The organism is Nonomuraea helvata (assembly GCF_039535785.1).
GTDB classification, from domain to species: Bacteria; Actinomycetota; Actinomycetes; order Streptosporangiales; family Streptosporangiaceae; genus Nonomuraea; species Nonomuraea helvata.
In genome coordinates this window covers 1,113,838-1,131,786 of the sequence record NZ_BAAAXV010000005.1, presented here as the reverse complement: position 1 = coordinate 1,131,786, position 17,949 = coordinate 1,113,838, and the positions used below count along the sequence as shown (strand labels likewise).

Annotated in this window: 16 protein-coding genes; 8 read left to right on the top strand and 8 right to left on the bottom strand. The window is 67.0% G+C overall.

Annotated features, from left to right (window positions below):
• Window positions 1–174: 174 nt before the first annotated feature.
• Window positions 175–1,272, top strand: a complete 1,098-nt coding sequence (locus ABD830_RS24620) for a branched-chain amino acid aminotransferase (RefSeq protein ID WP_344991600.1) — start codon at window positions 175–177, stop codon at window positions 1,270–1,272.
• 46 nt (window positions 1,273–1,318) lie between these two features.
• Here ABD830_RS24620 and ABD830_RS24615 read toward each other — a convergent pair whose 3' ends face one another.
• Complete coding sequence (locus tag ABD830_RS24615) at window positions 1,319–1,963, bottom strand: O-methyltransferase (protein WP_344991596.1); 645 nt, start codon at window positions 1,961–1,963, stop codon at window positions 1,319–1,321.
• 59 nt (window positions 1,964–2,022) lie between these two features.
• On the opposite strand from ABD830_RS24615, the gene ABD830_RS24610 reads away from it, so the two are divergent.
• Entirely contained in the window at window positions 2,023–2,667 is a 645-nt protein-coding gene (locus tag ABD830_RS24610; protein WP_344991593.1) for a DsbA family protein, read from the top strand.
• 226 nt (window positions 2,668–2,893) lie between these two features.
• A complete protein-coding gene (gene cimA, locus ABD830_RS24605; protein ID WP_344991590.1) occupies window positions 2,894–4,471 on the top strand; it encodes a citramalate synthase in 1,578 nt (525 codons plus the stop codon).
• A gap of 314 nt (window positions 4,472–4,785) precedes the next feature.
• Here the strand turns inward: cimA and ABD830_RS24600 are convergent, their stop codons facing one another.
• Window positions 4,786–6,234: an MFS transporter gene (locus ABD830_RS24600; protein WP_344991588.1), complete on the bottom strand. Its 1,449-nt coding sequence runs from the start codon at window positions 6,232–6,234 to the stop codon at window positions 4,786–4,788.
• 94 nt (window positions 6,235–6,328) lie between these two features.
• Here ABD830_RS24600 and ABD830_RS24595 point away from each other — a divergent pair, with 94 nt between their 5' ends.
• A complete protein-coding gene (locus ABD830_RS24595; RefSeq protein WP_344991585.1) occupies window positions 6,329–7,309 on the top strand; it encodes a helix-turn-helix transcriptional regulator in 981 nt (326 codons plus the stop codon).
• A gap of 43 nt (window positions 7,310–7,352) precedes the next feature.
• Here ABD830_RS24595 and ABD830_RS24590 read toward each other — a convergent pair whose 3' ends face one another.
• Window positions 7,353–7,733, bottom strand: a complete 381-nt coding sequence (locus ABD830_RS24590) for a nuclear transport factor 2 family protein (protein WP_344991582.1) — start codon at window positions 7,731–7,733, stop codon at window positions 7,353–7,355.
• Between the two features lie 212 nt (window positions 7,734–7,945).
• A complete protein-coding gene (gene tnpA / locus ABD830_RS24585; RefSeq protein WP_344991579.1) occupies window positions 7,946–8,374 on the bottom strand; it encodes an IS200/IS605 family transposase in 429 nt (142 codons plus the stop codon).
• A 24-nt stretch (window positions 8,375–8,398) separates the two neighbouring features.
• On the opposite strand from tnpA, the gene ABD830_RS24580 reads away from it, so the two are divergent.
• The 3 genes from ABD830_RS24580 to ABD830_RS24570 all read left to right on the top strand — a co-directional run bounded on the left by ABD830_RS24580 (window position 8,399) and on the right by ABD830_RS24570 (window position 10,878).
• A complete protein-coding gene (locus ABD830_RS24580; RefSeq protein WP_344991576.1) occupies window positions 8,399–9,541 on the top strand; it encodes an RNA-guided endonuclease InsQ/TnpB family protein in 1,143 nt (380 codons plus the stop codon).
• A gap of 124 nt (window positions 9,542–9,665) precedes the next feature.
• Complete coding sequence (locus tag ABD830_RS24575) at window positions 9,666–10,487, top strand: helix-turn-helix domain-containing protein (RefSeq protein WP_344991573.1); 822 nt, start codon at window positions 9,666–9,668, stop codon at window positions 10,485–10,487.
• A 25-nt stretch (window positions 10,488–10,512) separates the two neighbouring features.
• Window positions 10,513–10,878 carry a hypothetical protein gene (locus ABD830_RS24570; RefSeq protein WP_344991570.1) on the top strand — a complete coding sequence of 122 codons (366 nt, stop codon included), beginning with the start codon at window positions 10,513–10,515 and terminating at the stop codon, window positions 10,876–10,878.
• 90 nt (window positions 10,879–10,968) lie between these two features.
• On the opposite strand, the gene ABD830_RS24565 is transcribed toward ABD830_RS24570, so the two are convergent.
• From ABD830_RS24565 to ABD830_RS24550, 4 genes are all read right to left on the bottom strand, one after another.
• The gene (locus tag ABD830_RS24565; RefSeq protein ID WP_344991567.1) at window positions 10,969–11,991 is read right to left on the bottom strand and encodes an LLM class flavin-dependent oxidoreductase; all 1,023 of its coding nucleotides are present in this window, start codon (window positions 11,989–11,991) and stop codon (window positions 10,969–10,971) included.
• A 336-nt stretch (window positions 11,992–12,327) separates the two neighbouring features.
• A complete protein-coding gene (locus ABD830_RS24560) occupies window positions 12,328–13,200 on the bottom strand; it encodes an aldo/keto reductase family oxidoreductase (RefSeq protein ID WP_344991564.1) in 873 nt (290 codons plus the stop codon).
• Between the two features lie 356 nt (window positions 13,201–13,556).
• Window positions 13,557–15,272, bottom strand: a complete 1,716-nt coding sequence (locus ABD830_RS24555) for an ATP-binding protein (protein WP_344991561.1) — start codon at window positions 15,270–15,272, stop codon at window positions 13,557–13,559.
• A 178-nt stretch (window positions 15,273–15,450) separates the two neighbouring features.
• Entirely contained in the window at window positions 15,451–16,689 is a 1,239-nt protein-coding gene (locus ABD830_RS24550; protein ID WP_344991558.1) for an MFS transporter, read from the bottom strand.
• Window positions 16,690–16,775: 86 nt separating this feature from the next.
• Between ABD830_RS24550 and ABD830_RS24545 the strand changes: the two genes are divergently transcribed.
• The gene (locus ABD830_RS24545) at window positions 16,776–17,915 is read left to right on the top strand and encodes a helix-turn-helix domain-containing protein (RefSeq protein ID WP_344991555.1); all 1,140 of its coding nucleotides are present in this window, start codon (window positions 16,776–16,778) and stop codon (window positions 17,913–17,915) included.
• Window positions 17,916–17,949: the final 34 nt, after the last annotated feature.

Genomic DNA, 17,949 nt, shown 5'->3' with positions numbered 1-17,949 from the left:
CCGCCGGGCGCTTTTTCGCGTCCAAACGGCCTAACCACCCCATTGGCCGCTTGCCATCCCATATAGCGAGACAATAAGAAGTACGGGGCTGCCCGCGGGCAGCGCCGACCACCGTCGCCTATCCGCAGATTTCTGTAGGTTTGGGCAGATTTCGCAGAGAGAAGGACCTCCGTCATGACCATCGCTCAGAAGCTCAGCTTCGACGTGCAGCTATCCGACCACGCTCGCACCGCGGCCGAGCGAGAGCAGGTACTGGCGAACCCCGGTTTCGGGCAGATCTTCACCGATCACATGATCTCGATCGACTACACCGAGGGGCAGGGCTGGCACGACGCCAGGCTCATGCCGTACGGCCCGCTCTCGCTCGACCCGGCCACCTCGGTCTTCCACTACGCGCAGGAGCTGTTCGAGGGGCTCAAGGCGTACCGCCAGACCAACGGCTCGATCGTGACGTTCCGCCCGTACGCCAACGCCGCCCGCTTCAACCAGTCGGCCCTCCGGATGGCCATGCCGGAGCTGCCCGAGGAGACGTTCGTCGAGTCGCTCGAGCTCCTCGTCGAGACCGACAAGGAGTGGGTGCCCACGACCGAGGGCCACAGCCTCTACCTGCGCCCCTTCATGATCGCCACCCAGGCGGGGCTGGGCGTCAACTACCCGTCGAAGATGTACAAGTACATGGTGATCGCCTCCCCGGCGGCCTCGTACTTCGCGGGTGGCATCAAGCCCGTCTCGGTGTGGCTGTCCACCGAGTACACGCGCGCCGCCCCCGGCGGCACGGGCTTCGCCAAGTGCGGCGGGAACTACGCGGCGGCCTTCGTGGCGCAGCGTCAGGCGGTGGAGAACGGCTGCGACCAGGTGGTGTGGCTGGACGCCCACGAGCACAAGTACGCCGAGGAGATGGGCGGGATGAACCTGTTCTTCGTCTTCGGCGACAAGCTCGTCACCCCCGCGCTGACCGGCACCCTGCTGCCCGGCATCACCAGGGACTCGATCCTGGAGCTCGCCGGCGACCTGGGCCTGGAGACCGAGGAGCGCCTCATCTCGGTCGACGAGTGGCAGGAGGGGTGCGCGTCCGGGGAGCTCACCGAGGTGTTCGCGTGCGGGACGGCGGCCGTCGTGACGCCGGTGGGCTCGGTGAGGGGCGCGGACCGCTCCTGGACGATCGGGGACGGCACGCCCGGTCCCGTGACGATGCGGGTGCGTGAGGACCTCGTGGGCATCCAGTACGGCGCCCGCCCCGACACCCACAACTGGATCCACAAGGTCGCCTAGCGTGAGGTGGCCGGGTCCTCTCGGGGCCCGGCCCGCACGTTCTCGGCTAGTTCTTCCTGATCATCGTCATCCCGTCCGCGACGGGCAGCATGAGCACGGTCACCCGCGGGTCCTCGATCACCAGGTCGTTGAACTGCCTGATCTCCACGGTCGTCGTCTCGTCGTGCGCCGGGTCCGCCACGTGCCCCCTGCGCAGCGTGTTGTCCGCCAGGATCAGCCCGCCGGGCCGCAGGCGCTCCATGACCAGCTCGTAGTAGCCGGGGTAGTTGCCCTTGTCGGCGTCGATGAAGGCCAGGTCGATGGGCTGGTCGAAGGCGGTGAGCGTCTCCAGCGCGGGCCCGAGCGTGAGCGTCACCCGGTCGGCCACGCCCGCCCGCTCCCAGTAGCGGCGGGCGACGGACGTCCACTCCTCGCTCACGTCGAAGCAGTGCAGATGACCACCGGACAGCCCTCTGGCGATGCACACGGACGAATAACCGGTGAACGTACCCACCTCCACGACGACCTGGGGCGCCACGAGCTGGGTAATCATGGTGAGGAAGGTGCCCTGATCGGGGGAGATCTGCATGCCGGCGGCGTCCCCCGTGGATTCGGCCGTCTCCTTGGCGAGTTCCTCCAGCAGGGGGTCGGGCGGGGTGGAGTGGGCGAAGACGTACTGGGCGACGGCGGGGTCAAGGAGATATGCCTTCATGTGGCCATTCTTCCGGTTTCAGGTAGGGGCTGCGCGATCAACGAGGTGAGAGTGGGCAGATGATGAAGCGGTTGCTGGCGGTGGCGCTCGCGTGCGTGGCCCTCGCCGTACTCGGGGCGCTGGCGTTCTCTGAGCCGGGCGAGTCGTCCGAAGGGGTGCGGCTGGCCCGGCAGGTGGACGGCTCGATGGTCCTGGCCGACCGGTCGGGCACCGCTCCCGTGCTCGACCTGTACGAGGACTTCGACTGTCCCATCTGCAAGGAACTTCACACCAGAGTAGACACGACCCTCAGGAAGCTCGCGATGGAGGGCAAGGTCAAGGTCGTCTTCCACCCCGTGACGATCTTCAGGGACGAGCCCATGCGCTCGAACTCCATCCGCGCCGCCGCTGCCGCCCGCTGTGTCCCCGAGGAGAGCTGGCTCGCCTTCAGGGACGAGCTGTACGCCATGCAGCCGGCGCCGCACGGCGAGGCGTCCGGGTTCGCCGTCGAGGACCTGGTCAAGGCGGCCAGGCAGGCGGGGGCCTCGGTGGACGAATGCGTCAGGGCGCAGTCGTACGCGAAGGCCCATCTGGAGGAGACCGCGAAGGTACGGCTGGAGGGCACGCCGACGGTGCTGCTCAACGGGCAGGCGCTGGGCAACGAGGCATTCGACGCGGCGACTCTGGAGCGCGTCATCACCGGTGGCAGCGGCGTCACCGTGTAGCGGACTGTCCCAGAGGGTGAGATCGGTGTGCCAGATGGTGAATCCATGTGGCAGACTGGGTGGCACCATGTTCTACGGTCTGCTCATTATCGGCAGGCGCGCTGGCTGAAAAGGGACACCGCCAGCGCGCAGACCTCTCACGTCCGTGAGGGGTCTTTTTGTTTTCCAGGAACTCTCCAGGGACCTTCCCAGAGAACTTTGCGAACTTTCGAGAGAAGAGAGACTGATGGCCGACGACCGGTTCCACGTCTACGACACGACGCTGCGTGACGGCGCCCAGCAGGAGGGGCTCAGCCTCACCGTCGCCGACAAGCTTGTCGTCGCGCGCCAGCTGGACGGCCTGGGCGTCGGATTCATCGAAGGGGGCTGGCCGGGCGCCAACCCCAAGGACACAGAGTTCTTCAGGCGCGCTCAAACAGAGCTCGACCTGAAGCACGCGCAACTCGCCGCGTTCGGTGCGACCCGCCGGGCCGGTGTGCAGGCAGCCGACGACCCATTGGTGGCCGCGTTGCGCGAATCCGGCGCGCCGGTCGTGACCCTTGTCGCCAAGAGTCACGACCGGCACGTGGAGCTGGCCCTGCGCACGACTCTCCAGGAGAACCTCGCGATGATCCGCGACACGGTCTCCCACCTCCGCGCGGAGGGCCAGCGAGTCTTTCTCGACGCCGAGCACTTCTTCGACGGCTACAGGTCCAACCCGGCGTACGCGCTCGAGGTCATCAGGACCGCCGCCGAGGCCGGGGCCGACGTCATCGCCCTGTGCGACACGAACGGCGGCATGCTCCCCGACGAACTCGCCGAGATCGTCCACGAGGCCGTACAGACCAGCGCCAGGGTCGGCATCCACTGCCACGACGACACCGGCTGCGCGGTCGCCAACACCCTGGCCGCCGTCAAGGCGGGCGCGACGCACGTCCAGGGCTGCGCCAACGGCTACGGTGAGCGCTCCGGCAACGCCAACCTCTTCACGGTCGTGGCGAACCTCCAGCTCAAGCGCGGCTTCGACCTCGTACCCCCGGCCGCCCTGGCCGACATGACCCGCGTCGCCCACGCGATCACCGAGGTCACGAACGTCACGCCCAACTCCCACGCCCCGTACGTCGGCACGTCCGCCTTCGCCCACAAGGCCGGCCTGCACGCCAGCGCCATCAAGGTCGACCCCAACCTCTACCAGCACATCGACCCGGCCGCGGTCGGCAACGACATGCGCATGCTCGTCTCCGACATGGCCGGCCGCGCCTCGGTGGAGCTCAAGGGCCGCGAGCTCGGCTACGAACTGACCCCGGACAACACCAAGACCCTGGTGGCACGGGTCAAGGACCTGGAGTCGCGGGGCTTCACCTTCGAGGCCGCGGACGCCTCGTTCGAGCTGCTGCTGCGCGACACCGTACACGGGGAGCGCAGGCGCCACTTCGAGGTCGAGTCGTGGCGCGTCATCGTGGAGCGCACGAAGGGCGGTGAGCTGGTCAGCGAGGCCACCGTCAAGCTCCACGCCAAGGGCGAGCGCATCGTCGCGACGGGCGAGGGCAACGGCCCCGTCAACGCCCTCGACAAGGCGGTACGCCTGGCGCTCGAGAAGCTCTACCCCGAGCTGGCGAAGCTCGAACTGGTGGACTACAAGGTCCGCATCCTGGAGGGCACCCACGGCACGGGCGCCATCACCCGGGTCCTCATCACGTCCAGCGACGACACAGCCGAGTGGGCGACGGTAGGGGTGGCGGAGAACATCATCGAGGCGTCGTGGCAGGCACTCGAGCAAGCGGTGACGTACGGCCTCCTCCGCGCCGGCCACAAACCCGCCTAGAGGAGGGGTACGGCGGTCCTCGCTGACGCTCGGGCCGCCTCATAGGAGCTCCGCTCCCTGCGAGGGGCCCGCCGGCCCCTCGCGCTCCCCGGTCCCTGGGCAAGAACCAAAGCGGAAACTGCCCACCCGGAGGCCACATCGCCTGGCAGGCCGCGTACGACTTCTGCATAGAGAACGAAACCCACGATTACACCCTGCTGGCATCTCACTACGGCTTCATGTTCGACCTGGCCACGATTCCCCGCCCGCCCGATGGCATGGACGGGCGTGAGATCAGGGTCGGCGGTTCGGGCGTTCGCCCCGGCATGGGTTCTCTACTCGGCGTGCTCGACTGCGGCTTTCGGGAGTGCGAGCATCACGAGTGCCGTGATCAGGTAGAGCGCGGCGGAGACGATCAGGACGATGCTGAGCGCGTGGCTGTAGTCGGGCAGCACCGGTGCTCCGGTGTCTGAACCGGTGACGGCGGTGAAGAAGATCGTGCCGAGCACGGTGATGCCGACGGCGCCGCCGATCTGGTTGACGGTGGAGAGCACCCCGCCTGCGGCGCCTGCGTTGCGTCCGGGGACGCCTGCCAGGACGACGTTGACGAGAATGGGTGCGGCGAGACCGAGCCCGAGGCCACCGATGAAGAGTGCGGGGGCGAGGAGCCAGTATCCGGGATCGTTGCCGTCCTTGACGATGAACCACAGGACGAGCTGAGATGCCGCGATGGTGAGCGAGCCGGTGATCAGGAGCGTTCTGCCCGCCTTGGCGGCGAGAGCGACGCCGAGGCCGGAGGTGATGATCGAGCCGAGCGCGTACGGGAGGATCACCAGGCCGGTCTCCCACGCGGTTCGGCCGGTTCCGTTCTGGAGGTAGATCGAGAGGGTGAGGAAGTACGACCCGATGCCGCCGAAGAAGAGCACCGAAGCGCTCAGGCCGACTGCGAAGGCGCGGACTCTCAGCAGAGCCGGGTCGAAGACAGGTTCGTTTCCGCGTCCGGTGAGGCGGCGCTCGTAGGCGAGGAAGATCGCGAGCACGATGATTCCGGCTGCGAGGAGGGCGTAGCCGGCCCAGGTCCATCCCCATGTCTCCGTCTGGATGATCGGCAGCAGGAGGAGAAGGATGCCCGTGGCCGCGAGGAGCGCGCCTGGGAGGTCCAGTCGCGCGGTCGAGGCGGAGCGGGACTCCGGCAGGACCTTCGCGCCGCTGACGAGCGCCAGGATCGAGACGGGCACGTTGATCCAGAAGATCGTGCGCCAGCCCAGGCCGAACAGGTTGGCGTCGACGAGCAGCCCGCCCAGCAGCGGGCCGGCGACCGAGGCGAGGCCCTGGACCGCTCCGTAGGCGCCGAAGGCCTTGGCACGCTCGCCCGGACCGAATGATGCCCGGATGATCCCGAACACCTGCGGGACCATGATGCCGGCGGTCAGTCCCTGTCCGGCCCGCATGCCGATGAGCATCCCCGGATCGACGGCCAGCGCGCACAGTGCCGAGGTGACCATGAACCCGGCCAGCCCGATGATGAACAGCCGTTTGCGGCCGTACTGATCACCGAGCCGTCCGCCGGTGATCAGGCCCGCCCCCAGGGCGAGGGTGTAGGCGGCGATCGTCCACTGGATCTGAGCGTCGCCGGCACCCAGGTCTTGGGCTATCGCCGGGGCCGCGACGGTGACGATCGTCGCGTCGAGAAGGTCCATGAAGGAACCGAAGAGCACCACCAACAGCGCCGTGGTCGCGCCGGCTCCGGCGACGAGTGCCGGGGAAGCCTCAGTTGTGCGCATGCTCGCTCGAGAGCTCGGTGAATCAGTCATGTCATCACCGTCGCGGGCATAGTTGCCGTCGAGTGACCGCTATCGGGGAGAGAATCGGAGAATCATGGCTGCTACCTCCGCGCGGACGCTCAAGCTGCTGTCGATCTTCGGGATCGGTGCGACCTTGACCGCCGAGGAACTCGCCACCCGGCTTGGAGCGTCGGTGAGAACCGTGCGTCGCGATATTGATACCCTCCGGGAGCTCGGGTACGAGGTCGAGGCCGTCCGCGGAGCAGGTGGGGGATATCGGCTCGGTCGCGCTTCCCGCTTGCCGCCGGTCGTATTCGATGAAGATCAGGCCGTCGCCACGGCCGTCGCGCTTCAGACCGTGCCGACTGTCCTCTCCGGCATCCGTGAGAACGCGGCCCGTGCTCTCGCCACGCTGCACCAGGCGATGCCCGCGCGCAGCCGCCTGCACGCGGAAGCGTTCACCGTCTCTTCGGCCCGCAACTACTGGGAGTTCCCCGCGCCACCGATCGATGCCGAGATCGTCCGCGCCGTTGGCAGCGCGATCAACCGGCAGCACCTCGTTCGCGTGGACTACACCGGTGACGGCGAACCCGTCACACTCACGCTGGAACCGCACGACCTCGTGGTTTGGGCCGCACGCTGGTACCTGGTCGCCTTCGACCTGGATGCGGACCGATGGCGCGCGATGCGCGTGGACCGCGTCAAACCACGCCTGCCCACGCACACCCCCTTCGACCGGCGCGACATCCCGCACGGCGATCCCGTCGCCTTCGTCATGACCGCACACGACCGCGGAGACGCCGCCGCCGAATGGCCATGCCGCGGCTCAGCCATCATCGCTCTGCCCGCCTCCACCGTCGCCCGGTTCGCCCCAGGCGGATCAACAGTCGGGTACGACACCGAAACCACATGCCGGCTCACACTCGGCGCATGGTCATGGCCAGGACTGGCAGGGCTGCTCCTCACCTTCGACGCCGACATCACAGACATCGAACCGGCCGAACTCAGGCAAGCCCTGCACTCCCTCCGCACCCGAATCAGCAAGGGACTCGGACCCGAACGACCTCACCGGTGACCTGTCGGCGATGGCAGCGCGGGCCTTGCGGGCACGTACTCGCTCAGAGCATCCCGTTCGGGATCTCCTCTGGCTCGGGCACCGGCTGCACCACATCCCAGTGCTCGACGATCTGCCCGTCCACCAGCCGCCACACGTCCACGACCGCGAGTCCGCGCTCGTTCCCCGGCGGGATCATGTGATAGTGCAGCACCACGTGGTCGTCCTCGGCGATCACTCGCTTGAGGTCGAGGCGGGACTCGGCGACCGGGGAGTCCGCGATGAACTCGATGAACGCGTCCCGCCCTGAGGGATTTCCCGGGCTGTGCTCGAAGAAGTCCTCCCGGATCAAGGTGCGCAGTATCTCGATGTTGCCTGCCGCGAACTCCGTGAAGCCGCGCAGGACGAGTTCCTTGTTGCGTTCGGTAACGCTGTTCTCCGTCATGCGGATCACCATCGCGGCAACGCGCTCGTGCTGTCGATTACACGGCATGTAATGGACAGACCGAGCCGAGAGGTCTAACGCAAGGCCGGGGCGCCGTGGCATTCAGCAGGATCTGGCGTGGAACCCCGGGCGATTGCGCCCGGGAGGAAACGACAGCGCGGGAGGGCCCCAGGCCCGAGCGGTGCCGTGACGGCTGGCTTCGCGTGAGTGGCTCAGCCTGGTCGCTTCTGATTCTCGATGTACTCCTTGATGATCGACAGGGGTGCGCCTCCGCAGGAGGCGGCGAAGTAGCTGGGCGACCAGAAGTGGCCGCCCCACAGATAGCGGCGGACATGAGCGCTGTACTCCTTGCGCAGCAGCCGGGCCGAGACGCCTTTGAGAGAGTTGACCAAGGTGGAGAGCGCGACCTTGGGCGGGTAGTGAACCAGCAAGTGGACATGGTCATGCTCGCCGTTGAACTCGACCAGTTCGGCGCCGAAGCTGTCGCATACCTCGATCATGATTTCTTCACAGCGGCGCAGAAGTTCGTCGGTGAACACTCCACGCCGATATTTGGGTGTGAAGACCAAATGGGCATGCAGGCTATAGACGACGGTGCGCCCACGCCGGATATCGGGATGGGGTTCCCATCGCGGTGACATAGGCCAAATGTTAGTGTGTTCGATATGAAGCTGGTGGTGCAGGTGCGACTCCTGCCGACGCCCGAGCAGGCGGCGGCGCTGGAGGCGACCCTGCGCGCGGTCAACGCAGCAGCCTGCCAGGTCTCCACGCTGGCCTACGATCATCGGGTCTTCCGCAACTACGACCTGCGCAAGCACGCCTACACGAGCATCAAAGACCACTACGGGCTGGCCGCCCAGGCCGCTCAGCACGTCATCAAAAAGGTCGCCGACGCCTACGCCGTCCTGCACGCCAACCTGCGGGCCGGGAACCTGGGCAAGCCGGGCTCAGCGCGACGCCTCAAAGCCGAATCCAAGCCGATCGTCTTCCGTTCCGAGGCCGCTCAGCCCTTCGATGACCGATGTTTGTCCTGGCAGATCGACGCGCGGACGGTGTCGATCTGGACGGTTGCCGGGAGGCTGAAAGACCTGACGTTCACTGCCTCCGCCGAGCAGCTCAAAACCCTGTCGGCCTACCGGAAGGGCGAGTCCGACCTGGTCTGCCGGGACGGCATGTGGTTCCTGATCGCGACCTGCGACCTTCCCGACCGGCCGGTGAGTCTGCCAGACGGCTTCCTGGGCGTGGACCTGGGCATCGCCAACATCGCCACCACCAGCACCGGCACCCGGCATTGCGGCAAGGCACTGAACGCAGTCCGCCACCGGCGGCGCGAGCTGCGACGCCGGTTGCAGGCCAAAGGCACCAAATCGGCCAAGCGGCTGCTGAAAAAGCGGCGCCGGGCCGAGGCGCGCTTCGCCGCCAACACCAATCATGTCATCGCCAAGCAGATCGTGACCGAGGCAGAACGCACCGGACAAGGGATCGCCCTGGAAGACCTCCAAGGCATCCGCGACCGGGTACGGCTTCGCAAGCCCCAGCGGGTCACGCTGCATGCGTGGAGCTTCCACCAACTCGGGAGCTTCATCTCCTACAAGGCGGCCCGGGCCGGGGTCGCCATCATCCACGTCGACCCGTCCTACACCAGCCAGCAGTGCTCGGCCTGCGGGCACGTGGACAAGAACAACCGGCCCGACCAAGAAACCTTCTCATGTACGTCGTGCGGCTTCGCTGAGCACGCCGACGTCAACGCAGCCCGCAACATCGCCTCACGCGGTGTGGCGGGCTGGGCAGTGAGTCACGCTGCCTGACGTGGACTTCGCCGTCGAAGCCATCGACGGCGAGGAGCTGCAAGCTCGGTCGTTTACGGCCGAGAAGCTGACATAACGGCCCGTCCGGATCATCACCAGTGTGGCGGGTGGATACAACTGGAGGATGCATCGGGATCGCACGGTCGGCGAGCTGCTGCGGGAGTGGCGGCATCGTCGCCGCCTGAGCCAGCTCGACCTGGCCATACAGGCGGACGTCTCCAGCCGGCACATCAGCTTCGTGGAGACGGGGCGTACGATGCCCAGCCGCGCCATGCTCCTGCACCTGGCCCAGCACCTGGACGTCCCGCTGCGGGAGCGCAACCGGCTTCTCGTCGCGGCCGGGTACGCCCCGGCCTATGAGCGTCGTCCGCTGGAGGATCCAGACCTGGCCAAGGCGTACGAGGCCGTGCAAGGAGTGCTCCGCGGGCACGAGCCGTTCCCCGCGGTCGCCGTGGACCGCCACTGGAACGTGCTGCTCGCCAACTCGGCCATGACGATCTTCCTGGACGGTGTCGATCCGGCCTTGCTGGAGCCGCCGGTCAACATGATGCGGTTGGGCCTGGACCCGCGCGGCTTCGCGCCCCGGTTGCGGAATCTGGGGCAGGTGCGGGCGTACCTGCTGCCTCGCCTCGCCCGCCAGGCGGCCCGCACGGGGGACCCCGAACTGAGCGAGTTGTACGAGGAGCTGCGGTCGTACGGCACCGAGGATGACCCGCCCACCGCGGGGCCCACTGACATCGCCATGCCCATCCGGCTCCGGCACGACGGGGTCGAACTCTGCTTCTTCAGCACGATCACGACGTTCGGCGCGGCTTTCGACATCACGCTCGATGAGATCGCCGTCGAGGCCCTCTTTCCCGCTGACGCCGAGACCGCCGATTACCTGCGGCGGTCGGCGGCAGGGCACTGGCTGCCGACGGGTTCAGCTCTTCCGCGAGGGTTGTGATCAAACCCGCGATAACGTGGCGAACATGAGCGTCTGGCTGGCCGAGGCGCCGAACTTCGGCGTCGTAGAGCTCCTCGTCATCCTTGTCGTGCTGGCCGTCGTCGTAGGCGGCGTCGCAGCACTCATCATCGTCATCGTCAAAGCCACCCGACCGAGCAGGCCGATCCACCCCGTGGCGCCACCGCCCAACGGTTTCGCGTCCGGACCGGTGCCGCAGCGGCCCCCGTTCGCCGCACCCCCCGCTGCCCAGCCTGGGCGATCCCAGGAGGATCTCGCCACCCGCGTACGACGTCTCAAGCAGGAGGGGCGCACCGACCAGGCCATCCACCTCGTCATCGGTGAGACCGGCATGGGACACAGCGAAGCGACACAGTTCGTCAACGCTTTATGACGTTCCTGCCGAGCGCCGCTGGCTTGGATGGATGCCGACTGCACGACATCCCAGCGCTCGGCGAGCTGTCCAACCGACGGATCCCGCCGATCAACGCCAGCCGAGCGCGGGAGCGACGTGGTTCAGGACCGATGCGAGGAGATGGGCGTTGTAGTCCACGCCGAGCTGGCTGGGAACCGTCAGCAGCAGCGTGTCGGCCGCCGCGATCGCCTCGTCGGCGGCCAGTTCCTTGACGAGTACGTCGGGCTCGGCGGCGTACGTGCGCCCGAAGATGGCCCTGGTGGTGGCGTCGATGAAGCCGATCTGGTCAGAGCTCGCCCTTTCCTGACCGAAGTACGCGCGGTCCGTGTCGGTGACGATCGGCATGATCGAGCGGCTCACCGAAACCCGTGGCTCGCCCTCGTGACCGGCCTCTTTCCAGGCCTGCCGGTAGGCCGCGATCTGCTCGGCCTGCTGCACATGAAACGGCTTGCCGTTCTCGTCGTCCTTCAGGGTGGAGCTCATCAGGTGCATGCCCAGCCCGGCAGCCCACTTCGCGGTCGCGTTCGAGCTGGAACCCCACCAGATCCGGTCCCGCAGCCCTTCCGAATGCGGCTCGACACGCAGAAGCCCGGGCGGGTTGGGGAACATCGGCCGCGGGTTGGGCTGGGCGAAACCCTCACCGTCGAGCACCTTGAGGAAGACTTCCGCGTGCCTGCGCGCCATGTCCGCCTCGGTTTCACCCTCGGCCGGCTCGTAGCCGAAGTAGCGCCAGCCGTCGATCACCTGCTCCGGTGACCCGCGGCTGATGCCGAGCTGCAGCCGGCCGCCCGCGATGAGGTCGGCCGCACCGGCGTCCTCGGCCATGTAGAGGGGGTTCTCGTACCGCATGTCGATGACGCCTGTGCCGATCTCGATCCGGCTCGTTCTCGCGCCGACGGCCGCCAGCAGCGGGAACGGGCTCCCGAGCTGGTGGGCGAAGTGGTGGACCCGGAAGTAGGCGCCGTCGGCGCCGAGTTCCTCGGCGGCCACGGCCAACTCGATCGCCTGCAGCAGGCTGTCGGACGCGCTGCGCACTTCCGAGTACGGCGAAGACATCCAGTGCCCGAAGCTGAGGAACCCGATCTTTTTCACACGTGCTTCAACCCGCTCCAGGCCAGGGACATTCCGGACGGCCCGCAGGCGCTCCAGCCCGCTCCGCCGGCACGCCATCAACGGGCAGTCTCGTGCCCGCGCTCGCGACAACGACGTCCCGGTCACCCGAACCGGTCCCGACGAACTGTTCGTTCCCTCCAACGCCGCGCTGGGCGTCGCGATCATCTTCCGTCAGGACGGTCGAGGCTCGCCCCCTCGCGCTGTGCACCGACGTCGACAGTTCTTGACGCCGTCGCCATCGCCCGCCCGTCACCCGGTTACCGGGCCTGCTGGATGCTTCGGCCGTGACTTGTGGACCGTTCAGCTCTGGGGCATTCAGCGGCTGATGTCGTCCAGCTCGGTCAAGTCCTCATGAGCGAGGGAGAGTCCCGCGCCGACGATGTTCTCGCGCAGGTGTACCGTCGATGACGTGCCGGGGATGAGCAGGATGTTCGGCGATCGCTGCAGCAGCCAGGCCAGTGCGACGGACATCGGTGTCGCCTCCAGTCGAGCGGCGACCGCCGAGAGCGCCGAGGACTGAAGCGGGGTAAAGCCCCCGAGGGGGAAGAAGGGCACGTACGCGACGCCGTCGGTGGCGAGCCGGTCGATGAGCTCGTCGTCGTGGCGGTGGGCGAGGTTGTACATGTTCTGCACGCACACGATCGGCGCGATGCTCTGTGCCTCGGTGACCTGCTCCGCGGTGGCGTTGCTGACCCCGAGGTGGTGGATCAGGCCCTCCTGCTGGAGTTCGACGAGCGTCTCGAACGCCTCGGAGAGCGAGCCGGGCTGGGGACCTTCGGCGTTGCCGAGTCGGAGATTGACCAGGTCGAGTACGTCGAGCCGAAGGGACTTGAGGTTGTCGTGGACCTGGCGGCGCAGATCTTCGGGTCGCCGGGCCGGAGGCCAGCCACCCTGTTCGTCCCGGGTCGCGCCCACCTTGGTCACGATGTGCAGCGACTCGGGATAAGGGTGGAGTGCCTCGCGGATCAACTCGTTGGTGACGCGCGGCCCGTAGGCGTCGCTGGTGTCGATGTGGGTGATACCAAGGTCGACCACTTCCCGCAGAACGGCTAGGGCGCCGTCGCGATCGGCGGGCGGCCCCATGACCCATGGACCGGCCAGTTGCATGGCGCCGTAACCGAACCGGGTGACGGTCAGGTCACCCAGAGTCCAGGTGCCGCCGGGAAGAGAGAGGGAGGGCGTGCTCATCTGGTTGCCTTTCGTCGTGCACTTGGGGGTGGCGCCTTCTGCCTCCCAGCATCAGCATTGGAGAGAAACTTCCTGTCAGGAAGTAGGCACCTTGAAGTGCGTAACCCACCCATTGGTGTGAGCTGGGAATCGGTGACGACGATGAAGGCGGCCCGGAAGAGGGCTCAGGCCAAGGCGGAGACGCTCCGAAGGCGATCGTCACTCCGAGATCTCCTGTCTTCTGGCGCGGGTCAGCCAGAAGATGCCGACCCAGACGCTACGCTCGCATCACAGTCCCAGGAGCGAACCGTTTTCTCGCTGGTCATGAGCGGAGCCGGAGTTGGCGGGATCAGCTCGAGCCCTCGGGCAGCGCCAAATCATGATCTACTTTTGGGGAACTTCGGTCCCGGGCCGTATTTGACCCCTGTCCCTCCTCGTGCATCGCCTATCTTCTCGATGATCTGTCGCTCTCGCAGGCTGTTGAGGAGGTCGCGAGCGGCGTACACGTGAAGATCGAAGAGCCGGCGTATCGTCTGGTTGGTGACAAAGCCGTACTCTCTCACATGGTCGACGACCTTCTGGTCGGTGTCGTCGATGGAGCGGCGTCGATATGAGACCGATCTCGACATTGCCGCAAGCACATCCGATCTCAGGCGGTATGTGGGGAAGGGCTTCTTTGCCGTTCGTTTGGTGGGCTCGATCAAGTTGTACTCGTCAGCCATGACAAGCAGGACCTCTTGCGCCTCTGCCGGAGCTCTCTGAATTACCCCGGCGAGCTTGGGCGCGTCGATGCCACTGTTGTGGCGCAGTAGCGACATGGCAAGCAGCACATTGAGGTCTCTGCCGGCCTTGGGCGGCAGGTCACTGATGAAGCGTACGAATGCGTCGTTGCCTATGCCGCCGGCGAGGGTGGCCCGCACCAGTGTGCCGCTGTCCTCGAACAGCGGCGGCTCCTTGCCGATCCGCAGCATTTCCCGGTAGGCCCTGTCCACCCCTTGGCCGGTTCTCTCCGCCAACTGGAGGATGGAGACCGTTTCCGTGAGCAGACGGTTCCTGGGCGTTGAAGGATAGGTGAGGATGTTGGAGGGAGTTACTCCTGACACCAGGCCTCCGGGGCTTGTGATCACCAAACGCTCAGGAGAGTGCTCGACATCGACCGTGCCGCCCGTCTCGTACGACCGGTGAATCAGGGCGTTCACTACGAGCTCCCTCACCGCGACGCTGGGATAGTCGGTGAGCTGAAGCTGGATTCCGCCGGCGAGATTGAGCGGATGAATCTCTCTGCGGCTCTCTATGGCATCAGTAAGGACTTGGATCGCCGCGATGATCGGGCGATTTCCCCGCATCCTTCCGGTGGCTTCACTGCCGGATGTAGGGCGGAATTGGTATGAGTATCCGTAGCCCGGCGCGATGTCGGCGATCATTGATTCGTCGGCGAGCAGCAGCACGCCCGCGTTGGTGACGTTCCCAGTGGGAGCGATCAACCGGAGGGCCTCAAGAAGCGCCCGATCCGTCAGCCCGGCCAGGTGATCGCGACCGGCAGCTTCCAGAAGGCGGCGCAGTCGCTCGATCTCGACACCACTCAGGTGGCCGATGCCGATGCTGGAAGCATCTGCCGACCAGTCCACTTGGCCGCGTGCGATCATGACCTCCCGTTGTTGATGGGGAGGAAATGGAAGGCACTCCTTTCCAAGCCGACGCGTCGCGAGCCCGGCCGCGTTGCTGTGCGGCATGACTCCCTGAGGGACGGTGACGAGCACGACGCGTACGCCGTCGACGTCTCTTTCGCCAACGAACGCAGTGATAGGCGGGCTTGTCCGATCGAATATCCCTTTGCGTATGAGGTCGACCGAGTAATTCGCCGGAACCCCGCGCAGCGCGCGCCCGCGCTCGGTCGCCTTGTCGTCGACGCCCAGCACCACGGTGCCGCCGCGTGCGTTGACGAAGCAGACGAGCGCGTCGGCGAGCAGATTGAGCGTTGCCTTCGGGGAGTCGGCGACGAGCTTGAAATCCAGCGTGTCCGTTTCCAGGGAGTCTGCTGTGACCCCGTGCCCGAGCATGGCGAGCGCTACATCCGCTTCAGCGTGATTCACGCTTTGAGGCTAACTGAGAAGTGTAGCTCCTGCAACGATTCTCAGTTAGCCTCAGATGGCATCGCAGTGGAGCAGAACAGACTCCTGTGAAGGCGCGTTGGCGAGGGATGGCGTCGCTCCGTGGCTCCTCCGACAGGCACCCGCAGTCAGCGACGCCTCGACCACACCAGTCGCACCCTTATGCGGCGCCGGCGGGAGTAGTGGCGGCTCTGGTCGCGGCCCTCTGCCGGGCCACGGCCAGAACCAGCGTGAAGAGCGAGACGACGGCGATGGCCGCACCGAACACCTCGAAGGTGTGAGCGGCACCCAGGAGGCGCACGGTGAACCCGGCGGCGATGGCGGGCAGCGAGATGGCGGCGTAGGCGACGATGTAGAGCGCGGCCATCACCTGGGCTCTCCGGTCGGGTGGCGCGGCGGCGCCGACGGTGCGCAGTGCGCCGAACATCCCGAAGCCGACGCCCACCCCGATGATCAGGCTGGCCGTGATGAACCCGGCCGCGGTTTCGGCGGCCAAGGACCACGCCATCAGCACGATGCCTCCGGTGAGCGTGATCGAGCCCCAGACGATCTGAAGGGCCGGGGCCATTCTCTGGGTGAGCAGCGGCGGCACCGCCGACGTGGCGCCCAGTGCCAGGATGGCCAGACCGGACCCGAGGTTGCTCCTGGTGTGCAGGAGCGCGGGGGCCAGGGTTCCGACAAGTCCCAGGTAGATGCCGGTCATCGACCAGGTATAGGTGATCCCGAGGCCCGCGAGCGTGAAGGGGCCGATGATCTGCCGCGGCACACCCGGCGCCGCGATCCTGAATCCGGTGCGCGCGTTGCCCGTCACCGTCTCCGGCACCGTCAACATGCCGAGGAGCAGGAGCACGATCAGTGCGGCGAGCAGGATGAACGGGGTGACCAACGGGCCGGGCGCGTACTGGACGAGCACCGCGCCGGCCAGGCCGCCTATCCCAATGCCCAGGGCGCTGGCGACGACGTTGTAGAGGCTGGCCTTGGCGGGGTCGCCGCCCTCATACAGCTCGAGCAGGGCCGCTCCCGCGGCGCTGATCGCGATGCCGGTGGCCACCCCTTGGACGGCGCGGGCGGCGAACAGCCAGGGCGCACCACCGGCGACCATGAAGACCACCATCGAGGCGAGCAGCCCCAACAGGCCGAGCAGAATGACCGGCCGTCGCCCCCAGGAGTCGGAGACCCGGCCGAAGATCAGTAATGAGGCGAGCACGCCGAAGCAGTAGGTGGCGTAGATGAGCGTCACCGTGGACGTCTGCAGGTGCCAGGTGGCCGCGTAGAGCTTGTACAGCGGAGAGGGCATGGCTGACGCGCCCAGGCTGAGCCCGATGACGGCGGCGGTCAGGGCGAACGCGAGCCCCGGCCGCCGCCTCACGTGCGAAGCGGCAGTGGTTACGTTGTTCACGCGTACCAGGGTGTTGAAGAGTGGCGAACGTTGACGAGGTGCAGGACTGCCAATCTTCATCAAGATCCTGCCGTTACAGTGAAGGCATGGGAAACGCCACGGGGGTGGTGGCGCTCGCCATCACCGCCGGCATGCCGTTGTTCGAGCTCTCCATCGCCTGCGAGATCTTCGGCACCAACTGCAACGAGTTCGCGGATCCCTGGTACGAGCTCCGGATCTGCGCCGTCGACCCGGAGGCGACGCAGGCCCAGAACGGGTTCGTGCTGCACGCCCCGTACGATCTTGACGCGCTCGTCACCGCCGGCACCGTGGTAGTTCCGGCGTTACCCAGCGACAGCGTGCTGTCGGGCGAGAGCGTCGATCCGCGACTGCTGGAGGCGCTGAAGGCCGCCCACGCTCGCGGAGCACGGATCGTCTCGCTGTGCACCGGCGCCTTCGCCCTGGCGGCGGCCGGGCTGCTGGATGGACGGCGGGCCACCACCCACTGGAAGTACGCCGATACCCTCAGCACCCGGCACCCCCGGGTCCGAGTCGATCCCGATGTCCTGTACGTGGACGAGGGCGATGTACTGACCAGCGCGGGCCGGAGCGCCGGCATCGACCTGTGCGTGCACCTCGTCAGGACCGATTTCGGCGCCGAAGTAGCCAACCGGGTCGCGCGGCGCCTGGTCGTGCCGGCCCATCGTCCCGGCGGGCAGGCGCAGTACATAGAGACGCCGGTCCCGCGCACCGGCGACGACGGGCTGGCTCCTGTCCTGCAGTGGGCGATCGAGAACATGGACCTGCGGCTCACGGTGGCGCAGATGGCCGAGCACGCCGGGCTGAGCCCCCGCACGCTCGTTCGCCGCTTCCACGACGCGACCGGCACCACCCCGCTGCGCTGGCTGCAAGCCCAGCGCCTGGCCCGGGTCCGGCACCTGCTGGAGTCGACGGATCTGTCGGTCGAACGGATCAGCCAGTTGTGCGGCATGGGGACGGCAGGAAACCTGCGCCATCACTTCATCAGGTCGGTCGGCGTGACCCCGAGGGAGTATCGGCACACCTTTCCGGGACCGTCGGCGCTTGCCCAACCGGCTGTCCCGGAACCTCGGTCGCGCAATCGTTCCCTCCCCCACGAGCACGGTGACGTACCGGACTTCGCATACTCCCCGCGTCGTAGAGCGCCGGCCCGCTACGACCGGCGTGGTAGCCGGAAGAGTCGTCCCTGGGCCGACGACGGAGAGTAATCCGGCGCGGAAACATTGCCACCGGTCGACCTCT